The sequence below is a fragment of the Gordonia sp. UCD-TK1 genome, assembly GCF_001691435.1.
Taxonomy (GTDB): Bacteria; Actinomycetota; Actinomycetes; order Mycobacteriales; family Mycobacteriaceae; genus Gordonia; species Gordonia hongkongensis.
This window is the reverse complement of record NZ_LZMP01000009.1, coordinates 73,336-92,855: the sequence shown is the minus strand read 5'-3', so window position 1 is coordinate 92,855 and position 19,520 is coordinate 73,336. Positions and strand designations below refer to the sequence as shown.

Genomic DNA, 19,520 nt, shown 5'->3' with positions numbered 1-19,520 from the left:
ACCGATGACGATGACTGCAGATTCAGCGGACGACCAGGTCGCTGCGATCGAGCGACTCAAATACCGCTACTGGCGAGCGTCGGATGCCAAAGACGCGGACGCATTTCGCGGCTGCTTCGTCCGCGCCGGCGCGCGGATCGACTACGGGCCGATGGGCACCTTCGACGATGCCGACGCCCTGACGGACATCTTTCGGCGGGTCGCACTGCACAAGGTCGACGGCCGGTTCGCCATCCTCGACATGCACCACGGCATGCATCCGGACATCACCCTCACCAGCGAGACGACTGCGACGGGGCGGTGGTCGTTGCGCTTCCGACAGGTGAACCTGCTCGACCGGACCGAGACGGTCATGCTGGGGGAGTACGACGACGAGTACGTCGTCGAAGACGGCGAGTGGAAGATCGCCGTGTCGAAGCTGACTGAACGCTGGCGGATGCGGCAGCCACTATCGCCGAACGTCGAGATCACTGAGGGGACGTTCGGGACCGCCGACGGCTGATTCGCCTGCCGTTCAGGGCTCTTGACGGTTGGGCTCAGATGCCGACATGTAGTTGCGTTCTACGCGGGCCGCAGGACCGCTACGAGGAACTCCGACTTCTGTGTGAACGGGCGGACGTCCCACGACTCCAGAAGAAGATCTTGAGCGAAGCCCGCGGTGGCTGCGTTCTCGAGGAACTCGTCGAACGCGTAGTCCCGGCCTGCGCCGAACCCGATCACCGCGCGGCCGTCGTCGCGCAGATGTGCGCGCAATCGCTCGAGGACGGTGACACGGGTGCTCGGCGCGAGGAACGCCATCACGTTGCCGGCCGAGACGATCAGGTCGAACGGTTCGTCGATGCCGCGGGCGGGGAGGTCGAGTTCGGCGAGGTCGTTCACCAGCCATCGCGGGCCTGGATGGTCTTCTTCAGCGGCTTGGATGAGGACCGGGTCGACGTCGACGCCGACGACATCGTGTCCGACCTCGGCGAGGTACCCGCCCACGCGCCCCGGGCCACACCCGGCGTCGAGGATGCGGGACCCGCGCGACGCCATCGTGTCGATGAGCCGAGCCTCGCCGACCAGGTCGTTGCCCTCACGAGCGAGGGCGCGGAAGCGCTCGACGTACCAGCTCGAGTGGTTGGGATCTTCGGCGGACTTCTGCATCCAGATGCTCTGTTCGACCATGCCCGCATTCTGCCAAACGCGCCGGAATCATCGACCGTGCCGAAACGCAGCGGGGCGTTGGCCGACTGTCAGGTCACTTCTGGCGGAAGTGGGGCGCTGAACACGGATGCCAAAGGAGACTCAGTACGGCGACTTCGATGACCAACAGCAGGACGTCGAGCGTGCTGGTCACTGACCTGTCATAGGTTGCTACGGACGTGATCCCGGAGACGATGCCTACCGCGCCGATGACGCTGGCCGCCACGCGTGCCCAGCGGAAACCGCGCAGGTTGGCGTACGCAAGCAGTAGCCAGAGTCCGGCAAGTGCGAGGCACGACGCGACGATCAAACCGGTCGCGACGTTGGTCCCGGTCTCGCTCGCGACATCTAGTGCGTCAGAGCTCCGATAAGTTGATCCGTCACCGAGGCGAACGGACTGCCGCAGACGTGCTTCTTCCCTGACTGCGTCGACCAACGAGAGCGCGTGGAACATGCCGATGAGCTGGATGCTCGCGCCGGTGATCATCAGTGCGGTGGCTAGCCACACCGTGGACGGTGCGGACGCGGAGCGTGTTCGCAGCACTCGCTGCGCACCATGCGTGTCAGTCGTCATGCGATGACAGTAGGGCGGTCCGGCGGCAGCGAGAGATTCTGCTGCACAGCGCGTTGGCCATGCTCGTCGGAACCGTGTGGGCGTCCCGAAGCTACGACTGCACGCCGGTGGCAGAACGTCACCGCAGTCCTCATCTGTCCCAGGTGGTTGCTCAGGCCAGCATGAGTCTCGTCGATACGTCGGCTATCGCGGCTTCGAACCGCTCGCGCCCGCCCGCGGTGTTCAAGCCGCGCATCGAACAGTGCGGAATCTTGCCTGCCGGCACGTAGATGCCGGCGCGCGTGATGGATGCACGACGCCAGCCATCGCGAGCGGAACCACCGAGAAGCAGGACGATCTCGAGATTTGGGAGCAGACTTACCACTTCCCGGGTCCAACGGGCCCCGCGCGCCCGCTCCGCCGGGGTCGATCCGCCGTTCTTCACACCGGCAACCGGGAACGGCACCACATTCCAGTGCACGACATCGACCCAGTCGACTCCGTGGCGGGCATACGCCTCGCGGCAGTTCCGCGCGGTCCGGTCGTTGTTGTCCAAACTCAAAAGGCCCGAGCCGCTGGTCGATTCGGCCTTGGTCGACGGGTTGTCCAGTAGCACGAGCATCCGAGCGTTGACACCGCCGGTGTCGGGGTCGACGTAGGGCACCTCACCTCGGTGTAGTCCTTCGGCATCGGCGACCCGATCGGCGAGTTCGTTGAGTGGCGCAACGTGGGGTTCACGAATCCGCGCCAGCTTCGCCGCGACCACGTTGGGGTCCGCGTTGCGTCCGTTCGCCGGCCCCATCGTTGACCTCTACGAGGCGATCGCAGGAAAGACGATCACCGAACCGTCCTTCTCCTGGACCATGTCGATGGTGACCTCCGACTGCCGTCCGGCAATCTGCACCGCCTGCCCGAGATCGCGCAGTCGACGCGTTGTGTTCAGCAGTTTGTCCACCTCGCCGGAGGAGAACATGATGTCGCGGATGCCGTGAGACCGGTCAAGTTGCAGCGCTGACAGGCGAAGCAAGACGCCGTCAAGGCGGCGATCGATTGCTTCGATATCTTGTTGCTCCTTATGCAGCACCGCAGCGAAGCGTTCGAACGGGTTCCCTTCCGACAGTTGCGCGTGCTCAACCGCTTGCAGCACGATGACTCGCCGCTTCATCGCGATAGCAAGCCGGGCTAGCTGGACGTGCACGTAGAACTCGCTGCCTTCGGCCTCTACACCCGGGATCGCCCCGACTAGTTTGTTGAGTTCGACCTTGTCGCTGTCGAACGTCTGCAGTGCCTTCTCCCACTTAACGATTCGGGACGACGCTTTGGACACGGCGCTGTCGATCGCAAACACTGCGGAGTCAAGTCCCAGGGACACCCCTATTCGCCCCTCGTCCAGGACGATGGAGGTCGCCTTCTGAATAGCACCCCGGCATGCCTCCAGCGCGTGCTGTTCGGACTCCAGGTTGTCAGCAACAAGCTTCTCGAGTWGTTCAGTGATCCTCTCGAGGGTTTTCTGACGCTGCTGGTCGGCGTGTGCGCTTACGCCAACGGCCACGGCCATTAGGACCAAGGGCGCCGCGACAGTCAGTGCCGCGGCGCCGGCACCGGCAGCGGCTGCCTTTCCCGCGGTCACAGGAACCATCGTTGCTTGACCCACGATCTTTGATCCGTTGGTCAGCGCAGTGTGCACTCCGCCCGAAGCAGTCGACGCCGCCATCGGCTTAACCATCCCGCCTGCGACCTGTGCCGCAAACTTTGCCGGTACCTGCATTCGGTAGAGCGTTTCGCCACCGTCGGTGAAGACCTGCGGCGTGTTCTTTACAAGCTGTGAGAGCTGCTGCGCCAACGGACTCACACCGTGCAGGTGGATACCCTTCGACCGATCGAGGGACTCGGGTGCCGTATGAGCCTCCAGCGTCGTCAGGGGCGTCTCGCTTAACTCGGCGAGCGCGCGTCGAAGCCCCGCGAGTCGATCAGGAGTTAGCGCTGTGTCGCTCAGAACAGCGGGGATGTCCGCCTCATCCGTTGCCAGCGTCCACACCGGCACCTCTACGAGCTCCTTGGCCATCGAACCTCCATCTGCGTGGTGACCAAACGAATGTAGCGGACAAGGCGGACACAATCGCAGTTCGTCTGAACGGGGGACAGAACCCACTCCTACTGAACAGACACGAGATCCTCGGGCTACGGAAGGCAAAGTGTGCACGCGTGATCGCGCAGGCTAGCTTTGCACTTCGGGTCCGATCACACCCACGTCGTTGATCAATTGCCCATAAACAGGTTTGGAAATCTACTCCGGGATCCGGCTGATCGTACTCTTCAAGAAGTCTGCAGCCTCGCGACAAATCTGAGCCGTAGAGGGGGCGTCGCCGCCAAACTTGATAACTGATGTGACTACGACTGCATCTCCGGAACGCACATAGACTGCGCAGTCGGACGGTGCTATCGAACCAACAAGTACTCTACGGCCCTGCATTACCAGATCTGAAAACCATTCCGTTCCTGAGCTGTTCAGGGCCTTATGTCCGTCCAACCCATCCTGTGGGTGCACAATGTCGCCGACGTACTGCGAGATAGCTGACAGGTTATCGTCGACAAAAGTCCATTCACAACCGCGAGCTGTCTGGAAGTCAGACGCAGCAGCGTCACTGACAGATGATGGGTTAAGGCCAAAGTTGCGGAGCACTTCCGTCGGTACTTGAGTGCACGGCTCATATGGACTTCCATCGTTGTTGATACTCCAGCGATTTGGGAAGTCGGTATCGAACGGAAGCCTCAGTCCTGCATCGTCCGTCTGCCGAATGGTCTGTATCGGAGTCGAAGAACTAGGTGACGATGTGATGGCTGCCGGATCGCCATTGGTAGAGCATCCACTGGCCAGGCTGGCCGCAACGACACAAATCGAGAAGCGACCTACAGCCCTCGCGATGTCACGCACCAAGGCCTACCGCACCCTCGTTATCAACACCCTCGATCCTGTCGGCCGCCAGTCGGCACTGCTCACTTAGGCTGATTGTTCGGTTCACTTGCTCAGTGAGAGTCTCTGACAGGCGCTCAAGCGACCCTCTTAAGGCTTCGTGAAAAGAACGACCCTCGACGCAGTCGCCGAACCAATTTGCTCGAGCGGCGGGATCCAAGGATCTCGCCGCCTCCGCTAGCTGCGATGCCGCTGAATTCGCCGCAGCAGCCCTTCGCTCCCAATCAGCGCGCTCAGATCGCAGTACCGTTGCGCGACCGTGCGGGCTGACCGGCATTTCCGGGACGGCCTGGGGCAGCAGTGAGTCGTCGGCGAATGGCGTGCTCATGGGTCCCCCTCCCGGTGACGGACCCGTGCTGGGGCCGACTCGTCGAACAGACTAGTACGACGCGGGGTCATTGTGACGGGGGCCGCCGAGTTGTGGACGAACTCGCGACATGTGCGTAGTGGCGGATTCTGATTCCACCCAACACGGGGGCTTGAAGCAGAAACGACATTCCGGAGTCTTCGCCGGGCGGAAATGGGACGGCACGCAACCTGGCGTGTCACCGCGAATACGGGTTCAGCCGACCTGTGGACACCACCGCGAGAACTCGAGCTTCATGATCTAGCATCAACCGGCACACGGTGATGACTGCGGGGAGTCCGGTGATGACGACATATGTCGATGAGGTGCGGGCGTATTTGTCCGGTTTCGGCGATCCACCTCGGCTCTACGATGCCCTCCGCGATGCCACCCTCGCTGTTCCTCTGGACCTCCACGGACGCCTGTTCACGCTGGTGGAGGCCGGTATCCCGTGGATGCTGGCGTTCACGACGCCGGAACGCCTGCGCGACTTCGCCGAGCTCACCGACCGCGACCTGGACGAGGTCCGCTACCTCGACGTTCCCGGTCATGCGCTGATCGACCGAGTCCTCGACCAAGCCCCCGAACCCACCGGCCTCGTCGTCGATCCCGCGACGCCGTCGACGATGACGTTCCCGCCATCCCGCGAGCTGACACCGCACTGCTACTACGACGACGAGGGCAGGGTAGTCCGATGACTGAAAACCTGCACGTTGAGCCCTCGGCCCTCGACAAGGCCAGCGCCGGGATCAACGGCGTGATCGACGGACTCGCCGACACCGGCGTCGGATCGGACTACAGCGCGGCGCTCGGTCGCGGATACGGGGACCTCGACCTCGACGGCGGAACTATCGGACATGCCGACCCGAAGAGCGGACTCGAGGAGTACTGCGACCGCTGGGAGTGGGGTGTTCGAGCCTTGGTGACCGGGGCCGCTGAGTTGTCGAGAGGACTCGGGCTCGGTGCCAGCCATTACGAGCGTGAAGAGAAATGGGCGGGCGACCAGCTCAAGAACTATGCGATGGACGTGTTCGGCGACCCGAGCCTCACCCCAGACGAGATCAAAGGAATGTCGTGGGGCGATCTGTGGGAGCACAACAAGAACGCCATCACCGATCCGCAGTGGGCCCTGACGCCGGAAGAGATACGGAAACACCAGGAGCTCGGTGAACAACTCCGAGGGACGGTGGTCGAGGACCTCGAGACCATCGCACGCCACCAGGTCGATCCGTCATCGCTCGTAACCGACACGATCGACGGCTTCGAGCGTGACGGGTTCACCGCCGACTCACCGAGCACCGCCGAGAGCGAACCAGCCGGCACGCCGGAGACGAAGTAAGTGGGGCTGTTCGACGCCCTCGAAGGCGGCAAGGAGGTCGTCGGCGGACTCATCGACGGCGCCACGGAGCTCCTCGGCGGCGGTTTGCGCGCCGTCGGCCTTGACAGCATCGCCACAAACGTCGAAGACTTCGGTGACGACGTCGCCAACTCGCTGGGCGCCATGCCCGACGAGAAGAATCTCGACGAGACCAAAGACCCCAGGGAGTTGATCCTTGGTGATCCGTCCGGAATCAACTCTCTCGCTGAGAAGTTCACGGGTTTCGCCGGGAACTTCGTCACCGCCGGCGAGGGCTTGCGCGCCATTTCGGTGGACGACTGGTCGGGCGACGGCGGACAAGAGTTTGCCGATGCGATCGGCCGCCAGGTTCCACCATGGTTCGCCGCCGGCGACGCCGCGGCTAAAGCCGCTGCCGCACTCACAGGTTGGGCCGGCGTCGTTACCTTTGCGCAGCAGAAAGCCGCCGAGGCCGTGCGCATCTGGGAAGAGGGCGAGCGCAAACGGGACGAATGGGTCACCAAGGCCAACATCTACAACGACGAACTCGACGACTACAAGAACGATCGACGCGACACCCCGCCCACCCATCCCGGACCCGATCCCTGGCCCGGATACAAGGCCGAGGCGGAGCGAGTCCTCAAAGTCGGCCGCGACCACCGCAACTCGTCGGCCCCGGGCGTCAAGGCCGAACTGAGCGGCGCCGCGAACATGGCACCGCCGATGCCGTCCGCGTTCGATCAGGCGCGCATGACCGCTACCGATGTCGGGACCGCCGCCGTCACCGGCTTCAACCACTTCGAGGCAGGTCTCATCGGGTCGGTCACCGAGGTGGTGAGGGGGCTGAACACGATGCTCCCGCAGAACCCGTACAACGTTGCCAATCCCCACAACTACATGCGCAACTCGGCGACCATGGTCACCGGGATCGTGCACCAGGTCGCCCATCCCGACGAGTTCGTCCGGAACTTCGCCGGATCCGGATGGTCGACCGATCCGTCCCAGGCACTCGGCAACGTCATCGGCAACACGGCCATGATGATTGCCCCGGGTCCAAAGGGCGGCGGTATGTTGACCGGCTTCATGAAGGCCGGTCGCAACATCCCGTCGACGCCACCAACTCCACACATCAACCCGACACCACGTCACCCAGGCGCCCCGCCCGCGTCACCACACCCGACGCCCGCGCCACACGGATCGTCGCCAGACACGCCTGGCGCCAGCCCCAGTGCCGACCTGCCTGGACGACAAGGTCCCGACCTCGCTGTCGACCACAATGCGCCTCCGGTCCCCAGAGCTGACGGTCCCTCGCCGGACGCTACGGCCCCGGAGTCACCGGCGCCCGCCGGCCCACCGAATCCGGCTCCCACTCCCGACGCGGTCGACACTCCGTCCAGCGGGGGAGCACTCGAACCACCCGCGCCACGCCCTGACTCTGCGTCGCCGGATCAGCCCGTCGCCGGCGGACCTGTCGGCAGCACCGGCCCGCACACACCCGGTCCCGAGACCCCCGCGCCCACTCCGAATCCCGAGCCCACTCCCTCGCCCGCTTCCGACGGGCCGGGATCGCCGACGCCGGGACCCGCGGACAATCCAACTGGACCACGGAATCTGGGGGACGACGACCCGCCCGGGCCCAACCGCGGCGACACCACCACTCCCGCAATCGCACCTGGTGCCGACCATTCACCGGGCCAGTCCGCTCCCGGACACAACGCCGTCGACCGCGACGGCGCACCGAACCCGACGCACCATGAACCGTCGGCGCCCAAGCCCGACGAGCCCGTCGTCGACCGGAACCCGGCCCGGCACGACGAACCGATCGGCGGGCACCCACCCAAAGCCGACGAATCAGCACGTCCCACAACACCTCACACGCGACCCGACCCAGACGCGCCTGGTCCACGACCCACGCCGGCCTCGATCCATCCCGACGCGCCGACAACTCGACCCGACGTCGTCGAAACACCAACGCGAATACCTGAGCACACCGACACGCCCGCAGCCGGACCCGTCGGGCCGGTGGCCGGTCATCATCCGGTGTCGACGCCACATGCCACACCTGATCCGGCACAATCGAAACCCGCTCCGACGCCGGCTGGTCCCGGCGCGCCGGCGCGTGCGGATGCTCCTGCGACGCCTCCGCGCGCACCTGACCACGCCCTGGACCGCACGCCGTCTGCGCGCACCACACCGGAATCGACTACACCGCGCGATGCAGACCGCGGCCGTCCGGTTCCGTCGAACACCCATCACGTGCCCGAACCCACCGTGCGGATCATGCCGGACACAACACCTAGCCCGCCGCGCACCGGGCCTGACGACCGGCCGATCCCGCCGACAGTGATTCCCGACCGCCCGTTCACACCGGAACGCCCGTCACCGGCCGGCCCACGTCCGGCGAGCCCCGATGTGCCGTCGTCGCCGCGCGACTCCGCACCTGTCAATCGACCCGACGGTGACAACCCGGACGTCGACAATTCCGCCCCGGACAACGACACCGGCGATCCGATCGACCCCGCCCAACCCCAAACGCACCGACGCGGGCACGACGGAGCGCGCGGACACCAGCGAGGGCAATGAGGCACCCGAGCAGTGTCGCAGCAACGGCGAACCCGTCAACGTCGCGACCGGCGAGTACTTCCTTCCCCTGACCGACGTCGACCTTCCCGGCGTCCTGCCGCTCCGACTGACCCATCGACATCGGTCGCGGTATCGGTGGGGTCGATGGCTCGGACCGACGACCCCGTCGACCTTCGACGCCCGCGCCATCGTCTCCGACGACCTGGTGACCATCGTCGACGCCGACGGCACGATGACGAATTTCCCGAAACCGCAAGATGACTCCGTGTCGCGAAGCGTGAACGACACCGACTGGGAACTGCGAGCAACAGCGACGGATGGGTACCAGCTGACCCATGTCCGCACGCTCGTCAGCTGGTTCTTCATCCCGATCCCAGAACTGGACGGCGTCGACGTCACGGCCGGGAGCATCGCTGTCTCCGCCATGACCGACCGGCATCACAACCGCATCCGCTTCGTCTTTGACGAGCACGGAAGCCCCTCGGCGGTCGAGCATTCCGCCGGCTACCGCATCGATGTGCAGTGCGACGGTGCTCGGATCCTGGGGTACCGCCTAGTTGCCGGGGTGGACGGCGTTCCGGCCGACCAGCAACTGTGCATGTTCACCTACCACCGCGGCCACCTCGCCGCGTCGACCAACGCCGTCGGTGCCACAACGCGTTTCGGCTACGACGACGCCGGGCGGATGACCTGGTGGCGCGACTCGATCGGGATGGAGTACTGGAACCGGTACGACGACCTGGGCCGTGTGACCATCCAGTCCGGCATGAACGGAGTGTGGTCCGGGCGGTTCGACTACCAGCTCCGGACGGCGGGCCCCGGGTCGATGACGACCTACACCGACGCCGTCGGCGCGATGACGCTGTACGGCATCGATGCAGACAATCGGGTGCGGCAGGAGATCGACGCGCTGGGTCGGATCACTAGGATCGACTACAACGACAGTCGACAACCTATGGTGCTCACCGGTGCAGATGGACTCTCGACACGACTGCACTACAACGCTTTCGGTGATGTCGAGCGGATCGTCGGACCCGACGGCGCAGCGACGGAAGTGAGTTACGCGGGTCCGGGACGGCCGGATCGGATCGTCGAACCGGGCCCGGTCACCACGCGTATCGCGTACACCGACAGTGGAAGTCCGCTGACGGTGACCGACAATGCCGGCGCGGTCACGTCGTATACCTACGACGAAAACGGCGCACTGACGTCGCTCACGGATCCCGACGGCGTGATGGTTCGCTACCGCAACAACGCGGCCGGACTCCCCACCGAGATCATCGACATGCTCGGCAACACGACGCGGATCAGATACGACGCGTTCGGGCGGCCGGTCGAGGTCGTCGCCGCCGAGGGCGCCAGAACCACCGTCGGGTACGACGCGATGGGGAATCGGACCAGTCTCGTCGCTCCCGATGGTGGACAGTCGCGGTGGGAGTACGACGGCGAGGGCAACTGCGTCGCCTACGTCGATCCCGTCGGCGCGACCACTCGTTGGGAGTACGGCCACTACGACCTGCCGGTCGCGCGGATCGATGCGGATGGTTCGCGAACCGCGTTCACCTACGACACCGCACGCCGGCTAGTCGCTGTCACCAACCCCGACGGTCTGGTGTGGAGTTACTCGTACAACCCGGACGGGTCGTTGCAGTCCGAGATCGACTTCAACAACGCGACAACGACCTACACGTACGACGCGGGCGGACGGCTCGCTACGCGGACGAACGCGGCCGGGCAGACTGTAGCCTTCGAGTACGACGCAGCCGGTCGTGTTGTCGCTGAACGCAGTTCGGACCCGGTCAACCCCGGCTTCGACGGGGAGGTCACCGAGTACAGCTACGACTTCGCTGGGCGGCCGGAGAGTGTCAATGGTGCGTTCGGGCGGTGGCACGCGACGTATACGGCGGCGGGCATGCCGCTACTGACCGGCGTGAACGACGGATCTGCCGACTGGGTGATCGAGTCGGGTTGGACGGGCGCGGGCCGTTCGGCATCGGTGACGACGCCGACGGCGGTGCACACGAGTTACGGGTATGACCCGCGTGGCGTGCTCGACTTCATTTCGACGGCGGGACGTACCTGCGACATCACCACCGACGCGTCTGGTCGCGAGCAGCGTCGACGCTTCGACGGCACAGCTATCGACTCGTCGTGGGATCCGGTCGGACGGCTCGTCGGCCGATCGGTTGCGACGGTCTCTGCGAATCCGGCGACGCTGAACCTTGGCTCGAATGGTAGAGGTGGCGGGGGACCGGAACGGACTGTCGCACGAGCCGAGTACACCTATCGCGCCGACGGCATCCTAACCACTGCGACGACGACGCTCGCTGATCGCGGCCGGACCGACTACCAGGTCGATGTACTTGGGCGGATCACTGCGGCGGTCAGTCCGGCCGGCACGGAGCAACTGACCTACGACGCGACCGGCAACATCACCAACTACGCAATAGCTGACTCGCGGGCTGAGACCACGCGGCCGCCTGACCCGCACGACAGCGGCGAGCCTCCGCTCCCCGAGGTGCGAGGCGTAGGTCAGCCCCAGCTCCCTGAGGTGCGAGGCGCGAGCCAGTCTCCGTTCCCTGAGGTGCGAGGCGCTAGCCGAGTCTCGAAGGGCCCCCGCTGGCGATACTCCGGCACCCTGCTTGTCGACGACGGCCGGACGTCGTACCGATACGATCCCGCCGGTCGCCTCACCTCGATGAGTCGTAGGCGACTATCTCGCAAACCCGATGCGTGGCATTACGTCTGGGACGCTCACGATCGACTGCGCAGCGTGACGACTCCCGACGGGACGACGTGGACGTACACCTACGACCACCTCGGGCGAAGACTCCGCAAGACCAACACGGCAACCGGGGCAGTCACTCGGTTCCACTGGCACGGCGAGCAGATGGTCGAGCAGACGGAGTCGACTCCTTGTGTGCCGGACGCCGACTCCAACGCTGGCCTTACGGCGACTACCTGGACGTTCGCGCCCTATGCGTACACACCTCTGGCTCAGACGCGCAGTACAGAATCGATTTTTGCGACGGACGATGCTGACTCAAGGAATAGCGCACCCGACGCGGACGTGAGCCTCAACCTCGGCTCACCTGGGGTCGCGCCGTCGAGGCCCGTCAAGTGGACCCAGACCGAAGTCGATCGAGAGTTCTTCGCGATCGTCACTGATCAGATCGCGACACCAACAGCACTCGTCGACCCGCACACCGGCGAAGTCGCCGGGCACTCAGCGAGAACTCTCTACGGCGAGCACACGTGGGTTGGTTCCTGGACGCCGTGGGCGTTCCCTGGTCAGTACGCGGACCCCGAGAGCGGTCTCCATTACAACCGACATAGGTACTACCACCCAGGCTCAGGGCGCTACCTGAGTCCGGATCCGCTGGGACTCCGGCCCGCACCCAACCCTCATACATACCCGACAAACCCCACGTTGGCGGCTGACCCGCGTGGTCTGGCCCCTACGAAGGGCTGCGGTGACTCCCGCTCGGGTGACGGCGACTCGCTGGAACGGGACGACAAACAGTCGCCCGAGCGGAGGCTATGGGAGATCACCAAGGACGGCACCTCAGAGACGAAGTCCTGGGGCTCTAGAAAGTACTACAAGAGCAGATCGGACGGCCTCTGGTGGTCAAAGGATGACGCTGGTCACGGGAACTCGGTGTGGAAGGTGTACACAGAAGACAAGCGCGGACTGCATTGGATCAGAGACGCCGACGAGTACGGAGATTTCATCGTGGGCAAACACAAAGGCGATGCCGGAGTCTTCATACCCAGAAAGGACCTGCATTGATCACCTCACTTAGTGAGTATGAGTCACTCCTCAACAGCGACGACCTCGAGGATCAGCACCGTCTGGCTCGTGACTCGGCACCAGCGGAGGTGTGGCTCAGGATCATCTCCGAAGTGCCCGAGTACCGGGCCTTCGTTGTGCAGAACAAGACCCTTCCGCTTGACGTTCTCAGAATCCTCGCGCAGGACGTAGATCGTGACGTACGTTTCACAGTTGCGATGCGACGCTCTGCGGCGAAGGACGAAGCGATTGCCGACTTATTGGCCTCCGACTCCGACGCGGGCGTCCGTGCGGCGCTAGCAAAGAACCCTAAGCTCAGTCAAGCGTTGTTGCAGCGACTCACACGTGACGAAGATGAGTGGGTTCGTCATTGCGCCGAGAACTCGCTTGCACAATGTACGCAATCTTCTTCTTGATTACCCGTAGTGCCATTGGGACTTCAAAAACCTCGGCCTCTCCGAACTTGACTTGAAGTAGCGGAATGCCGGGGGAGTGTCAGAACACATAGGTCGGCTACGCCGGATACTGCCGAAAAAACTGGGAGTAAAAGTGATTGGACACTATGCCGACCAAGCCCGTCGTGCCTTGACGGAATTCTTCGAAGCCTACTCGACATCGACTGTAATTTACATCGAGTTGCCAGACCTCCCTCGTGGTAGGGCCCTCGATAGTTACTTCTCGCTCGATTCCGTTGAAGTGCGCGAGGGAACAGGAATCTATGCCGACCTCGGATATACCGTGTACTTCACGGTTAATCCAACCAGCGTGATGCTCAGTGACGACCTATTCGCACTAACAATTAAAGGGGACGACTTAGAGTTCGGTTCCTCCAGCATGCGACGCTTCTATGAGCAAGGAAATATTCGATTCTTTGTCATTCCCGATACGTCCATAACGAAGCGCGCACGTGAAAGCGGCGAAGTCAGATTACGAAGCTTGCTCGCAGATCTTTCCTTGTGACCCTGGTGTCTCAGTACCGTTCCGCACACCAACCGGCGAGGCAGGTCCTAACGAACCTACCTCGCCGGCTGCAACTTTGAGCCAAGGCCCCGCCTACGCAAGGAAGCGCAGACTTGCTGGTCTCCCGAATGGCGACCAACGTGACCGTTCCAATCAGGCAGACACCGACGACCCAGTAGGCCGGTGACATGGCGTTGCCGGTCGATTCGACGAGCTGAGCCGCCACATAAGGCGCGGTCCCGCCCGCGGCGATGGTGCCGATGTTGAACCCCAGCGAGACGCCCGCGTAGCGGGTGGCCCGGGGAACAGTTCGGTGAACAGCGGGAACGCGAGCACCGGCACGACGCCGTTGAGCGTCATGTACACGAAGCAGACCAGTCCGACAACCACAATGCTGTCGGTGGCACCAAAGATGATGAAGGCCGGGAATGCGATCAAGATGTAGGCGAGCTACCCGAAGAACAGAACGGGTCGTCGTCCGACGCGGTCGGTCATCATCCCGCTGATCGGGATCGTGGCACACGCCAGAGCAATGGCGATCGCCGACGTCCAGTAGACGGCGACCCTGCCGAAGCCGAGGTCGTTGATCAGGTAGGCGTTGAAGTACGTCAATCCGATGTAGCCCGAGCCGTTCATAGCGATCGCGATGCCGACCACCTTGAGCACCGACTTCGGGTTATTGCGCACGACGTCGGACAGTGGGCTCGTGGCGACCTTACTTCTCGGCCATCTCCTCGAATTCCGGCGTCCTCGAGCTTCACGCGCACGCGGAGACAGACCGAGGCGAGCGGAAGTGCGAGCAGGAAAGCGATACGCCAGCCTCACGGCGGAAAATCCCAGGGCGTAACAGCCGGCACCGGCACGATGGGCGCCAGGACGCCGATCGACGAGGGGGCCAGCAGATCGCCGTCAATTCGGACGGTGGACGAGCGCCGTGGTTCGTTCGCAATAACCGCACAGGAGCGCCATCGTGGGCGAGTCAGTTTGAGGGGAGGTTAAATGCGGTCGTGTGCTTGGACGTGAGCCGAACCCGTTTCAGATAACTCTCTTACAAACCCGCTGTTGATGAACAACATTCGCGAGTCTTTCCAACGTGTCCGTCATGCCTGCTCGCAGATCAGACTTGCGGTCCTTGAGTCCGTAGACGGGCCCGATCACGAACCACCCGAATAAGCTCAGCGGCCGGGTCACCTCGTACGACTCGGTGACCAAGGTGCCGCCTTGCTCAGGCTCGAATCGGTAGCTCCACCGAAGCGTGCCGGCAATCTTCTCCGTGCGTTCGAAGGTGAACTCGCGCCCGCGGTCTGCCACCGTGACAACGGGCTTGTTGTGCCAATCGGGTCCACGGCCAACGCTGTTCCGGGCTCGGAATCGGGCACCCACAGCGGGTCCGGTGGCGCCGTCCAGCCACTCGACATGGGCGATTTCCGAAGACAGCTCGGGCGTCCGCGTGACGTCGGAGACGATGTCGTAAAGCTCATCGGGACTCGCGTCGATGTGCCGCGACACCGAGTCGCTCGTGAGTTCTTGCCGCATGACAATTCCTTTCCTGAGTGCCCCGAGGCCGCCTCAGGGCGAGTAGTGGCGCACCCACATCTGCAGGGCGTCGTCGAGTAGCTGCGTGAAGGTGCCTGACTCGTAAGTGGCACCCGGCTCGTTCGACATTTGCTGAGAACCGATGCCCGATACGACAGCGGTCAGCAATCTGAAGGCTTCTATCGAATCGGCCGCCGGGCTCAGCTCACGTTGTGCGACGGCGGTCGCGAGATCCTCGCTAGCCTGGTCCACGATCGCGAGGGCGGGCGCGAACGCAGCGTCGCTCGGCTCGAAACCCGGCACCGGGCGCCAGAACAGCAGCGCAGCGAGGCCTGGCTCGAGCATGGACCAACGGACGATCGCACGCGACTGCTCGAGGAGTCGGTCGAGCCCCGGGGCATGGTTCTCGCGGGCCGCGTCGACATAGCGGGACAGCTCACGATTGCCGGTCTCGAAAAGGCTGTCGTACAACGCATTCAGCGACGGAAAGTATTTGTACAGCGAGGGAGGTCGCAGGTGCATCCGACGAGCCACCTCGGAGATGGACACCGCGCCGGCCCCGTTCTCGGCCATGATGTCGCGGGCATGCCGGATGGCCTCGTCGATGGTGATCTGACGACGCTCGGTTCGCCGACTAATGCTATACCCCGTAGCCATAGCTACAGGGTATAGCCGTGCCCGGAGGCAGGCAAGGGCGTTGCGTGAGATCCGGTAGCAAACTTGGTCGACAATCGCCCCAGCACATAAAACGATCCCCACCGACACTGTCGGTGGGGATCGATGTCAAACCAGGCGCACTTCCATCACGGGTGAACGCCACGCTTGTTGAGCCAGGCCTGGGGGTTGATCTTGGTGCCGTTGGCATCCCAGACCTCGTAGTGCAGGTGAGGGCCAGTGGATTGACCGCGGTTGCCGACGGTCGCGATTTTCTGGCCGGCGCGCACATGCTGGCCGGGATGAACGAAGCTCTCGTTGACATGTCCGAAGACGCCGACCGTGCCGTCGTCCTGCTTCACGCGGACCCACTGGCCAAAGCCCGAAGCCGGACCGGACTCGAGGACGACGCCGTCGGTCACGGCGTAGATGGGCGTTCCGATCTTGTTGGCGATGTCGACTCCGTTGTGGTGGGTGCCCCAGCGCGGGCCGTAGCCCGAGGTCACGGTGCCGCTGACCGGCTTCACTGCCTTCTTGATACCGGGGAGGTCGGAGCTGCCCGGGCCGAACACCGACGGCGGCAGGACGTCGCGAGCGAGGTCGTCGATCTCGGGCGGCAGGACCACGCCGGCCGGCAGCTTCACGTTCTCGGGGAGCGCGATCTTCGGCGCAGGCGGGGGAGCGGGCTGCGCCGCTGCCTGCGCAGCGGTGCCCGCACTCAAGCCGACCGCGCCGACGAACGCGGCGAACGCGCCCGTACGCAGCGCCGTGCGGGTGGTGGAGTGCGACGTGGCACGATGACGGCCAGGGCGCCGGGTGCTCGACGTCGTGTCGAGCAGGGCGCGGGTGGCGGGGCGCGTCGAAGAGTCGGCGTTCAGTCGGTGAAGAGGCAAAGCGTTGTCCATCTCAGATTGGGTAACAGTTCGGTATCGGCAAGGACACGGCGAAGTTACCTTCCCTGGCATAAGCAGAGACTGAGAGTCGGCCCAGGACTCCCGCAAAGCCCCAGGTGAGACGCCAAACGAGATCCCGGTCACACACGGGGTCGAAACCGCGTGGCACCGTGGAATCCATGCCCGAGCCCGAGCACACCCCCGACGGTCACCACATCATCGTCAACGGCCGTAAGTGGCGGGCGACAGATCCGTTGATCCCGGACGAGCGGCGGTCCGAACTGCATTCGATCCTCATGGCGTGGCGTCGTGACGTGAAGCGAACCAAGGGCGCACCCGAGTCTCGCCAGGGCGTCCAGGCGGCGAAGGTCGCGCTGGGGGAGCGCGGGACCCCGTGGTGGGAGCAGACGGAGGACGAGCGCCGGGAGCGGTGGGAGACCGAGGTCGCGCGACCCGACGAGGAAGGCTGACCAGCCCTACCGCGGCAGCAGCGACTCCGCGGCATAGCGGCCGGCGCGCTCGAAGCTCTCGCTCACCTCGAAGCCGGGATCGATCTGCCAGTACCGCATGCTCGACACGTAGATCGCCGCGACCATCTGGGCGAGGAACTCCGGCGGATGATCGGTCCGCACATCCTGCTGTTCGACGCCGCGCTCGATGAGCCGCAGCACCTCCGACGTGAACACGTGGCTGCGTTCACCGAGCGTCCCCGACATCGACGAAATCCGTTCGATCTCGCTCGTCACCGTCCGCATGTAGTCCGGGTCGGCGACCGACGATCGCGCAAAGTCGACGAACACACCGACCACGCGCTCGTACGTACTCAGCGGCTTGTTGAGCATCGCGTCGACGACGTGCGAGAACGTGCCCATCAGCTGGGCGTACAGATCGGTGAGCAGGTCATCCTTGCTGGGGAAGTAGTTGAAGAACGTCGCCCGCGACACCTCGGCACGCTCGGCGATCGACTCGACCGTCGCGGCGCTCCCCTCGGAGGCGAGCAGTTCGCGCGCAGCGATCAGCAGGCGTTCGCGCGTCTGCTGCTTGTTGCGTTCCCGCCGGCCCATGGCCGGAGCTTCGGTCAAAGTGGTGCCTTCCGTGTGGGCGGGGCGACCCCGACCGACCAATTCTTGCATTCCGCCCCCAAAGTTTGGATGGGCGTCTAACTTTTTGCTCTGAGTCCAGTGTGAGGTCGTCGAGCCATCAGACGACGTCACGCGAGTCGACCGCGGGGGGATCTTCCGGCGCCGGACCGACGACTTGTGCTGCCATGCGCACCGGCCGTCAACCGAGCCGAGACTCATTGCAGGACAGAATATTTCGAATCCAACCGACGACCGCGACCTGCGGGTTACAGTCGCCACCGAGTCAGCAAATCCGACATTTCGTCCGTCTCCGCAGCGGGGCGGCGACTTGTCGAATCACGATCGAAGGGGATCGCATGAAATCACCCAGTGCACTCAGGCGTGTGCTTCGGACCGCGACGGTGATCGGCTGTTCCGGGGTGCTCGCGCTCGGAGCGCTGACGGCCTGCGCCGACGACAGCTCGGAGAGCTCCACCGCCGGCGAGACCAGCCAGCTCCCCAGCAACCCGGCCACCGGCGACCCGGTCAAGGTCGGCCTGATCGTGCCCGAGGGCGGTGCGGTGACGACGCCGATGGTGCGCGAGGGCAGCGAAGCCGCCGTCGAATACCTGAACAACAACGGCGGCGGCATCGGCGGTCACCAGATCGAACTGGTCGTGTGCAAGCAGCAGGAAGAACCCGCCTCGGCCACCAAGTGCGCGAATCAGATGGTGGAGCAGCAGGTTTCGGTCGTGGTCTCGCCGCTGGGCGCGCAGGGTGCGGTCATGCTGCCGATCATCGCCGGCGCCAAGATCCCGTTCGTCGCACAGGCTCCAGTGTCACAAGCGGAGATGGCGACCCCCGGCTCGTTCATGCTCTCCGGCGGCATCGTCGCCGTCCTCGCGGGACAGGCTGCCACCGCCGCCAAGGACGGACTCAAGAAGGTCACCCTGATCATCGGCGACTCCGGTGATGCAGCTGCGTCGGTGAAAGCGCTGGGCGATCCGATGTTCCAGCGTGCCGGCGTCGCGCTGAACGTCGTCACCGTGCCGGTCGGCGCCGCCGACCTGACACCGCAGATCACCGCCGGTCTCGCCGACAACCCGGATGCGGTCAGCATCCTCGGCGACACCCGCCAGTGCATCTCGGTCCTCAAGACGCTGCAGACCGTCGCACCCGACGCCTCGAAGTACCTGATCGCCAGCTGCCTCGACAAGCCCGTCCTCGACGCCGTCGGCAACGACGCGGTCTCCGGCGCCAAGGCGTTCACCACGGTCAACCTCAGCTCGGACGACCCGAGCGTCACCCAATACCGCAGCGTCATGGCGCAATACGCGCCCGACACCGACCCGGCCGGCCTCGCCTACATCGGCTACCAGGTCATGACTGCGCTCGGCGAGCTGAACGGTCTCGAGGGCACCGTCGACGCTCAGACGTTCACCATCGCACTGTCACAGGCCAAGAACGTCCCGCTCCCGGCCGCCCCCGGCATCACCTTCACCTGCGACGGCAAGGCCTTCCCGCCGCTGACGTCGCTGTGCAGCAAGGCGATCCTGGTCAGTGACGTAACCGCCGACGCCAAGCTCGAGAACACCGTCGTCACCAACAACTAGCGCTCCAGATCGGGGGTCGCGGCCGCGCGGCCCCCG

Annotated in this window: 18 protein-coding genes and 1 pseudogene; 9 read left to right on the top strand and 10 right to left on the bottom strand. The window is 64.4% G+C overall.

The window, feature by feature from the left end:
- Window positions 1-10: 10 nt before the first annotated feature.
- Window positions 11-502, top strand: coding sequence for a nuclear transport factor 2 family protein (locus A9310_RS07380; RefSeq protein ID WP_139104556.1), 492 nt, complete (start codon window positions 11-13; stop codon window positions 500-502).
- Window positions 503-561: 59 nt separating this feature from the next.
- Here the strand turns inward: A9310_RS07380 and A9310_RS07375 are convergent, their stop codons facing one another.
- The 5 genes from A9310_RS07375 to A9310_RS25040 all read right to left on the bottom strand — a co-directional run bounded on the left by A9310_RS07375 (window position 562) and on the right by A9310_RS25040 (window position 4,673).
- A complete protein-coding gene (locus A9310_RS07375) occupies window positions 562-1,167 on the bottom strand; it encodes a trans-aconitate 2-methyltransferase (protein WP_065630022.1) in 606 nt (201 codons plus the stop codon).
- A 73-nt stretch (window positions 1,168-1,240) separates the two neighbouring features.
- The gene (locus A9310_RS07370; RefSeq protein WP_139104555.1) at window positions 1,241-1,672 is read right to left on the bottom strand and encodes a hypothetical protein; all 432 of its coding nucleotides are present in this window, start codon (window positions 1,670-1,672) and stop codon (window positions 1,241-1,243) included.
- Window positions 1,673-1,910: 238 nt separating this feature from the next.
- Complete coding sequence (locus tag A9310_RS07365; protein ID WP_065630020.1) at window positions 1,911-2,540, bottom strand: uracil-DNA glycosylase; 630 nt, start codon at window positions 2,538-2,540, stop codon at window positions 1,911-1,913.
- 9 nt (window positions 2,541-2,549) lie between these two features.
- Window positions 2,550-3,803: a hypothetical protein gene (locus tag A9310_RS07360; RefSeq protein WP_065630019.1), complete on the bottom strand. Its 1,254-nt coding sequence runs from the start codon at window positions 3,801-3,803 to the stop codon at window positions 2,550-2,552.
- A gap of 222 nt (window positions 3,804-4,025) precedes the next feature.
- Window positions 4,026-4,673, bottom strand: coding sequence for a DUF3558 family protein (locus tag A9310_RS25040; RefSeq protein WP_238994889.1), 648 nt, complete (start codon window positions 4,671-4,673; stop codon window positions 4,026-4,028).
- 690 nt (window positions 4,674-5,363) lie between these two features.
- Here A9310_RS25040 and A9310_RS07355 point away from each other — a divergent pair.
- The 6 genes from A9310_RS07355 (at window position 5,364) to A9310_RS25030 (ending at window position 13,727) form a co-directional block, all read left to right on the top strand.
- Entirely contained in the window at window positions 5,364-5,756 is a 393-nt protein-coding gene (locus A9310_RS07355; protein WP_065630037.1) for an SseB family protein, read from the top strand.
- On the top strand, window positions 5,753-6,397 hold the full coding sequence (locus A9310_RS07350) for a hypothetical protein (RefSeq protein ID WP_065630018.1): 645 nt from the start codon (window positions 5,753-5,755) through the stop codon (window positions 6,395-6,397). Before A9310_RS07355 ends, A9310_RS07350 begins: the two co-directional genes overlap by 4 nt.
- Entirely contained in the window at window positions 6,398-8,977 is a 2,580-nt protein-coding gene (locus tag A9310_RS26245; RefSeq protein WP_254661195.1) for a putative T7SS-secreted protein, read from the top strand.
- Window positions 8,874-12,767, top strand: coding sequence for an RHS repeat-associated core domain-containing protein (locus tag A9310_RS26240; RefSeq protein ID WP_254661197.1), 3,894 nt, complete (start codon window positions 8,874-8,876; stop codon window positions 12,765-12,767). Before A9310_RS26245 ends, A9310_RS26240 begins: the two co-directional genes overlap by 104 nt.
- Window positions 12,764-13,183: a HEAT repeat domain-containing protein gene (locus A9310_RS25035; protein WP_083207288.1), complete on the top strand. Its 420-nt coding sequence runs from the start codon at window positions 12,764-12,766 to the stop codon at window positions 13,181-13,183. Before A9310_RS26240 ends, A9310_RS25035 begins: the two co-directional genes overlap by 4 nt.
- Before the next feature lie 76 nt (window positions 13,184-13,259).
- The gene (locus A9310_RS25030) at window positions 13,260-13,727 is read left to right on the top strand and encodes a S24 family peptidase (protein WP_254661194.1); all 468 of its coding nucleotides are present in this window, start codon (window positions 13,260-13,262) and stop codon (window positions 13,725-13,727) included.
- A gap of 100 nt (window positions 13,728-13,827) precedes the next feature.
- Here A9310_RS25030 and A9310_RS07340 read toward each other — a convergent pair.
- The 4 genes and pseudogenes from A9310_RS07340 to A9310_RS07325 all read right to left on the bottom strand — a co-directional run.
- Window positions 13,828-14,548: pseudogene (locus A9310_RS07340) on the bottom strand (MFS transporter); the annotation flags it as partial.
- A 214-nt stretch (window positions 14,549-14,762) separates the two neighbouring features.
- On the bottom strand, window positions 14,763-15,263 hold the full coding sequence (locus A9310_RS07335; protein ID WP_065630017.1) for an SRPBCC family protein: 501 nt from the start codon (window positions 15,261-15,263) through the stop codon (window positions 14,763-14,765).
- 33 nt (window positions 15,264-15,296) lie between these two features.
- Window positions 15,297-15,920 (bottom strand): TetR/AcrR family transcriptional regulator, encoded by a 624-nt coding sequence (locus tag A9310_RS07330; RefSeq protein ID WP_083207286.1) that lies wholly within the window; start codon window positions 15,918-15,920, stop codon window positions 15,297-15,299.
- Between the two features lie 146 nt (window positions 15,921-16,066).
- Window positions 16,067-16,822: a M23 family metallopeptidase gene (locus tag A9310_RS07325; RefSeq protein WP_065630016.1), complete on the bottom strand. Its 756-nt coding sequence runs from the start codon at window positions 16,820-16,822 to the stop codon at window positions 16,067-16,069.
- 167 nt (window positions 16,823-16,989) lie between these two features.
- Between A9310_RS07325 and A9310_RS07320 the strand changes: the two genes are divergently transcribed.
- Window positions 16,990-17,280, top strand: coding sequence for a hypothetical protein (locus A9310_RS07320; protein ID WP_065630015.1), 291 nt, complete (start codon window positions 16,990-16,992; stop codon window positions 17,278-17,280).
- A 6-nt stretch (window positions 17,281-17,286) separates the two neighbouring features.
- Here A9310_RS07320 and A9310_RS07315 read toward each other — a convergent pair whose 3' ends face one another.
- Window positions 17,287-17,892, bottom strand: coding sequence for a TetR/AcrR family transcriptional regulator (locus A9310_RS07315; protein ID WP_065630014.1), 606 nt, complete (start codon window positions 17,890-17,892; stop codon window positions 17,287-17,289).
- Window positions 17,893-18,248: 356 nt separating this feature from the next.
- Here A9310_RS07315 and A9310_RS07310 point away from each other — a divergent pair, with 356 nt between their 5' ends.
- Window positions 18,249-19,484 (top strand): ABC transporter substrate-binding protein, encoded by a 1,236-nt coding sequence (locus A9310_RS07310; protein ID WP_065630013.1) that lies wholly within the window; start codon window positions 18,249-18,251, stop codon window positions 19,482-19,484.
- Window positions 19,485-19,520: the final 36 nt, after the last annotated feature.

Excerpts from the sequence above, each read along its gene's own strand:
- A9310_RS07380 (WP_139104556.1), top strand. The coding sequence starts at position 11 with ATGACTGCAGATTCAGCGGACGACCAGGTCGCTGCGATCGAGCGACTC.
- A9310_RS07375 (WP_065630022.1), bottom strand. The coding sequence starts at position 1,167 with ATGGTCGAACAGAGCATCTGGATGCAGAAGTCCGCCGAAGATCCCAAC.
- A9310_RS07370 (WP_139104555.1), bottom strand. The coding sequence starts at position 1,672 with ATGATCACCGGCGCGAGCATCCAGCTCATCGGCATGTTCCACGCGCTC.
- A9310_RS07365 (WP_065630020.1), bottom strand. The coding sequence starts at position 2,540 with ATGGGGCCGGCGAACGGACGCAACGCGGACCCCAACGTGGTCGCGGCG.
- A9310_RS07355 (WP_065630037.1), top strand. The coding sequence starts at position 5,364 with ATGACGACATATGTCGATGAGGTGCGGGCGTATTTGTCCGGTTTCGGC.
- A9310_RS07350 (WP_065630018.1), top strand. The coding sequence starts at position 5,753 with ATGACTGAAAACCTGCACGTTGAGCCCTCGGCCCTCGACAAGGCCAGC.
- A9310_RS07335 (WP_065630017.1), bottom strand. The coding sequence starts at position 15,263 with ATGCGGCAAGAACTCACGAGCGACTCGGTGTCGCGGCACATCGACGCG.
- A9310_RS07330 (WP_083207286.1), bottom strand. The coding sequence starts at position 15,920 with ATGGCTACGGGGTATAGCATTAGTCGGCGAACCGAGCGTCGTCAGATC.
- A9310_RS07325 (WP_065630016.1), bottom strand. The coding sequence starts at position 16,822 with ATGGACAACGCTTTGCCTCTTCACCGACTGAACGCCGACTCTTCGACG.
- A9310_RS07320 (WP_065630015.1), top strand. The coding sequence starts at position 16,990 with ATGCCCGAGCCCGAGCACACCCCCGACGGTCACCACATCATCGTCAAC.
- A9310_RS07310 (WP_065630013.1), top strand. The coding sequence starts at position 18,249 with ATGAAATCACCCAGTGCACTCAGGCGTGTGCTTCGGACCGCGACGGTG.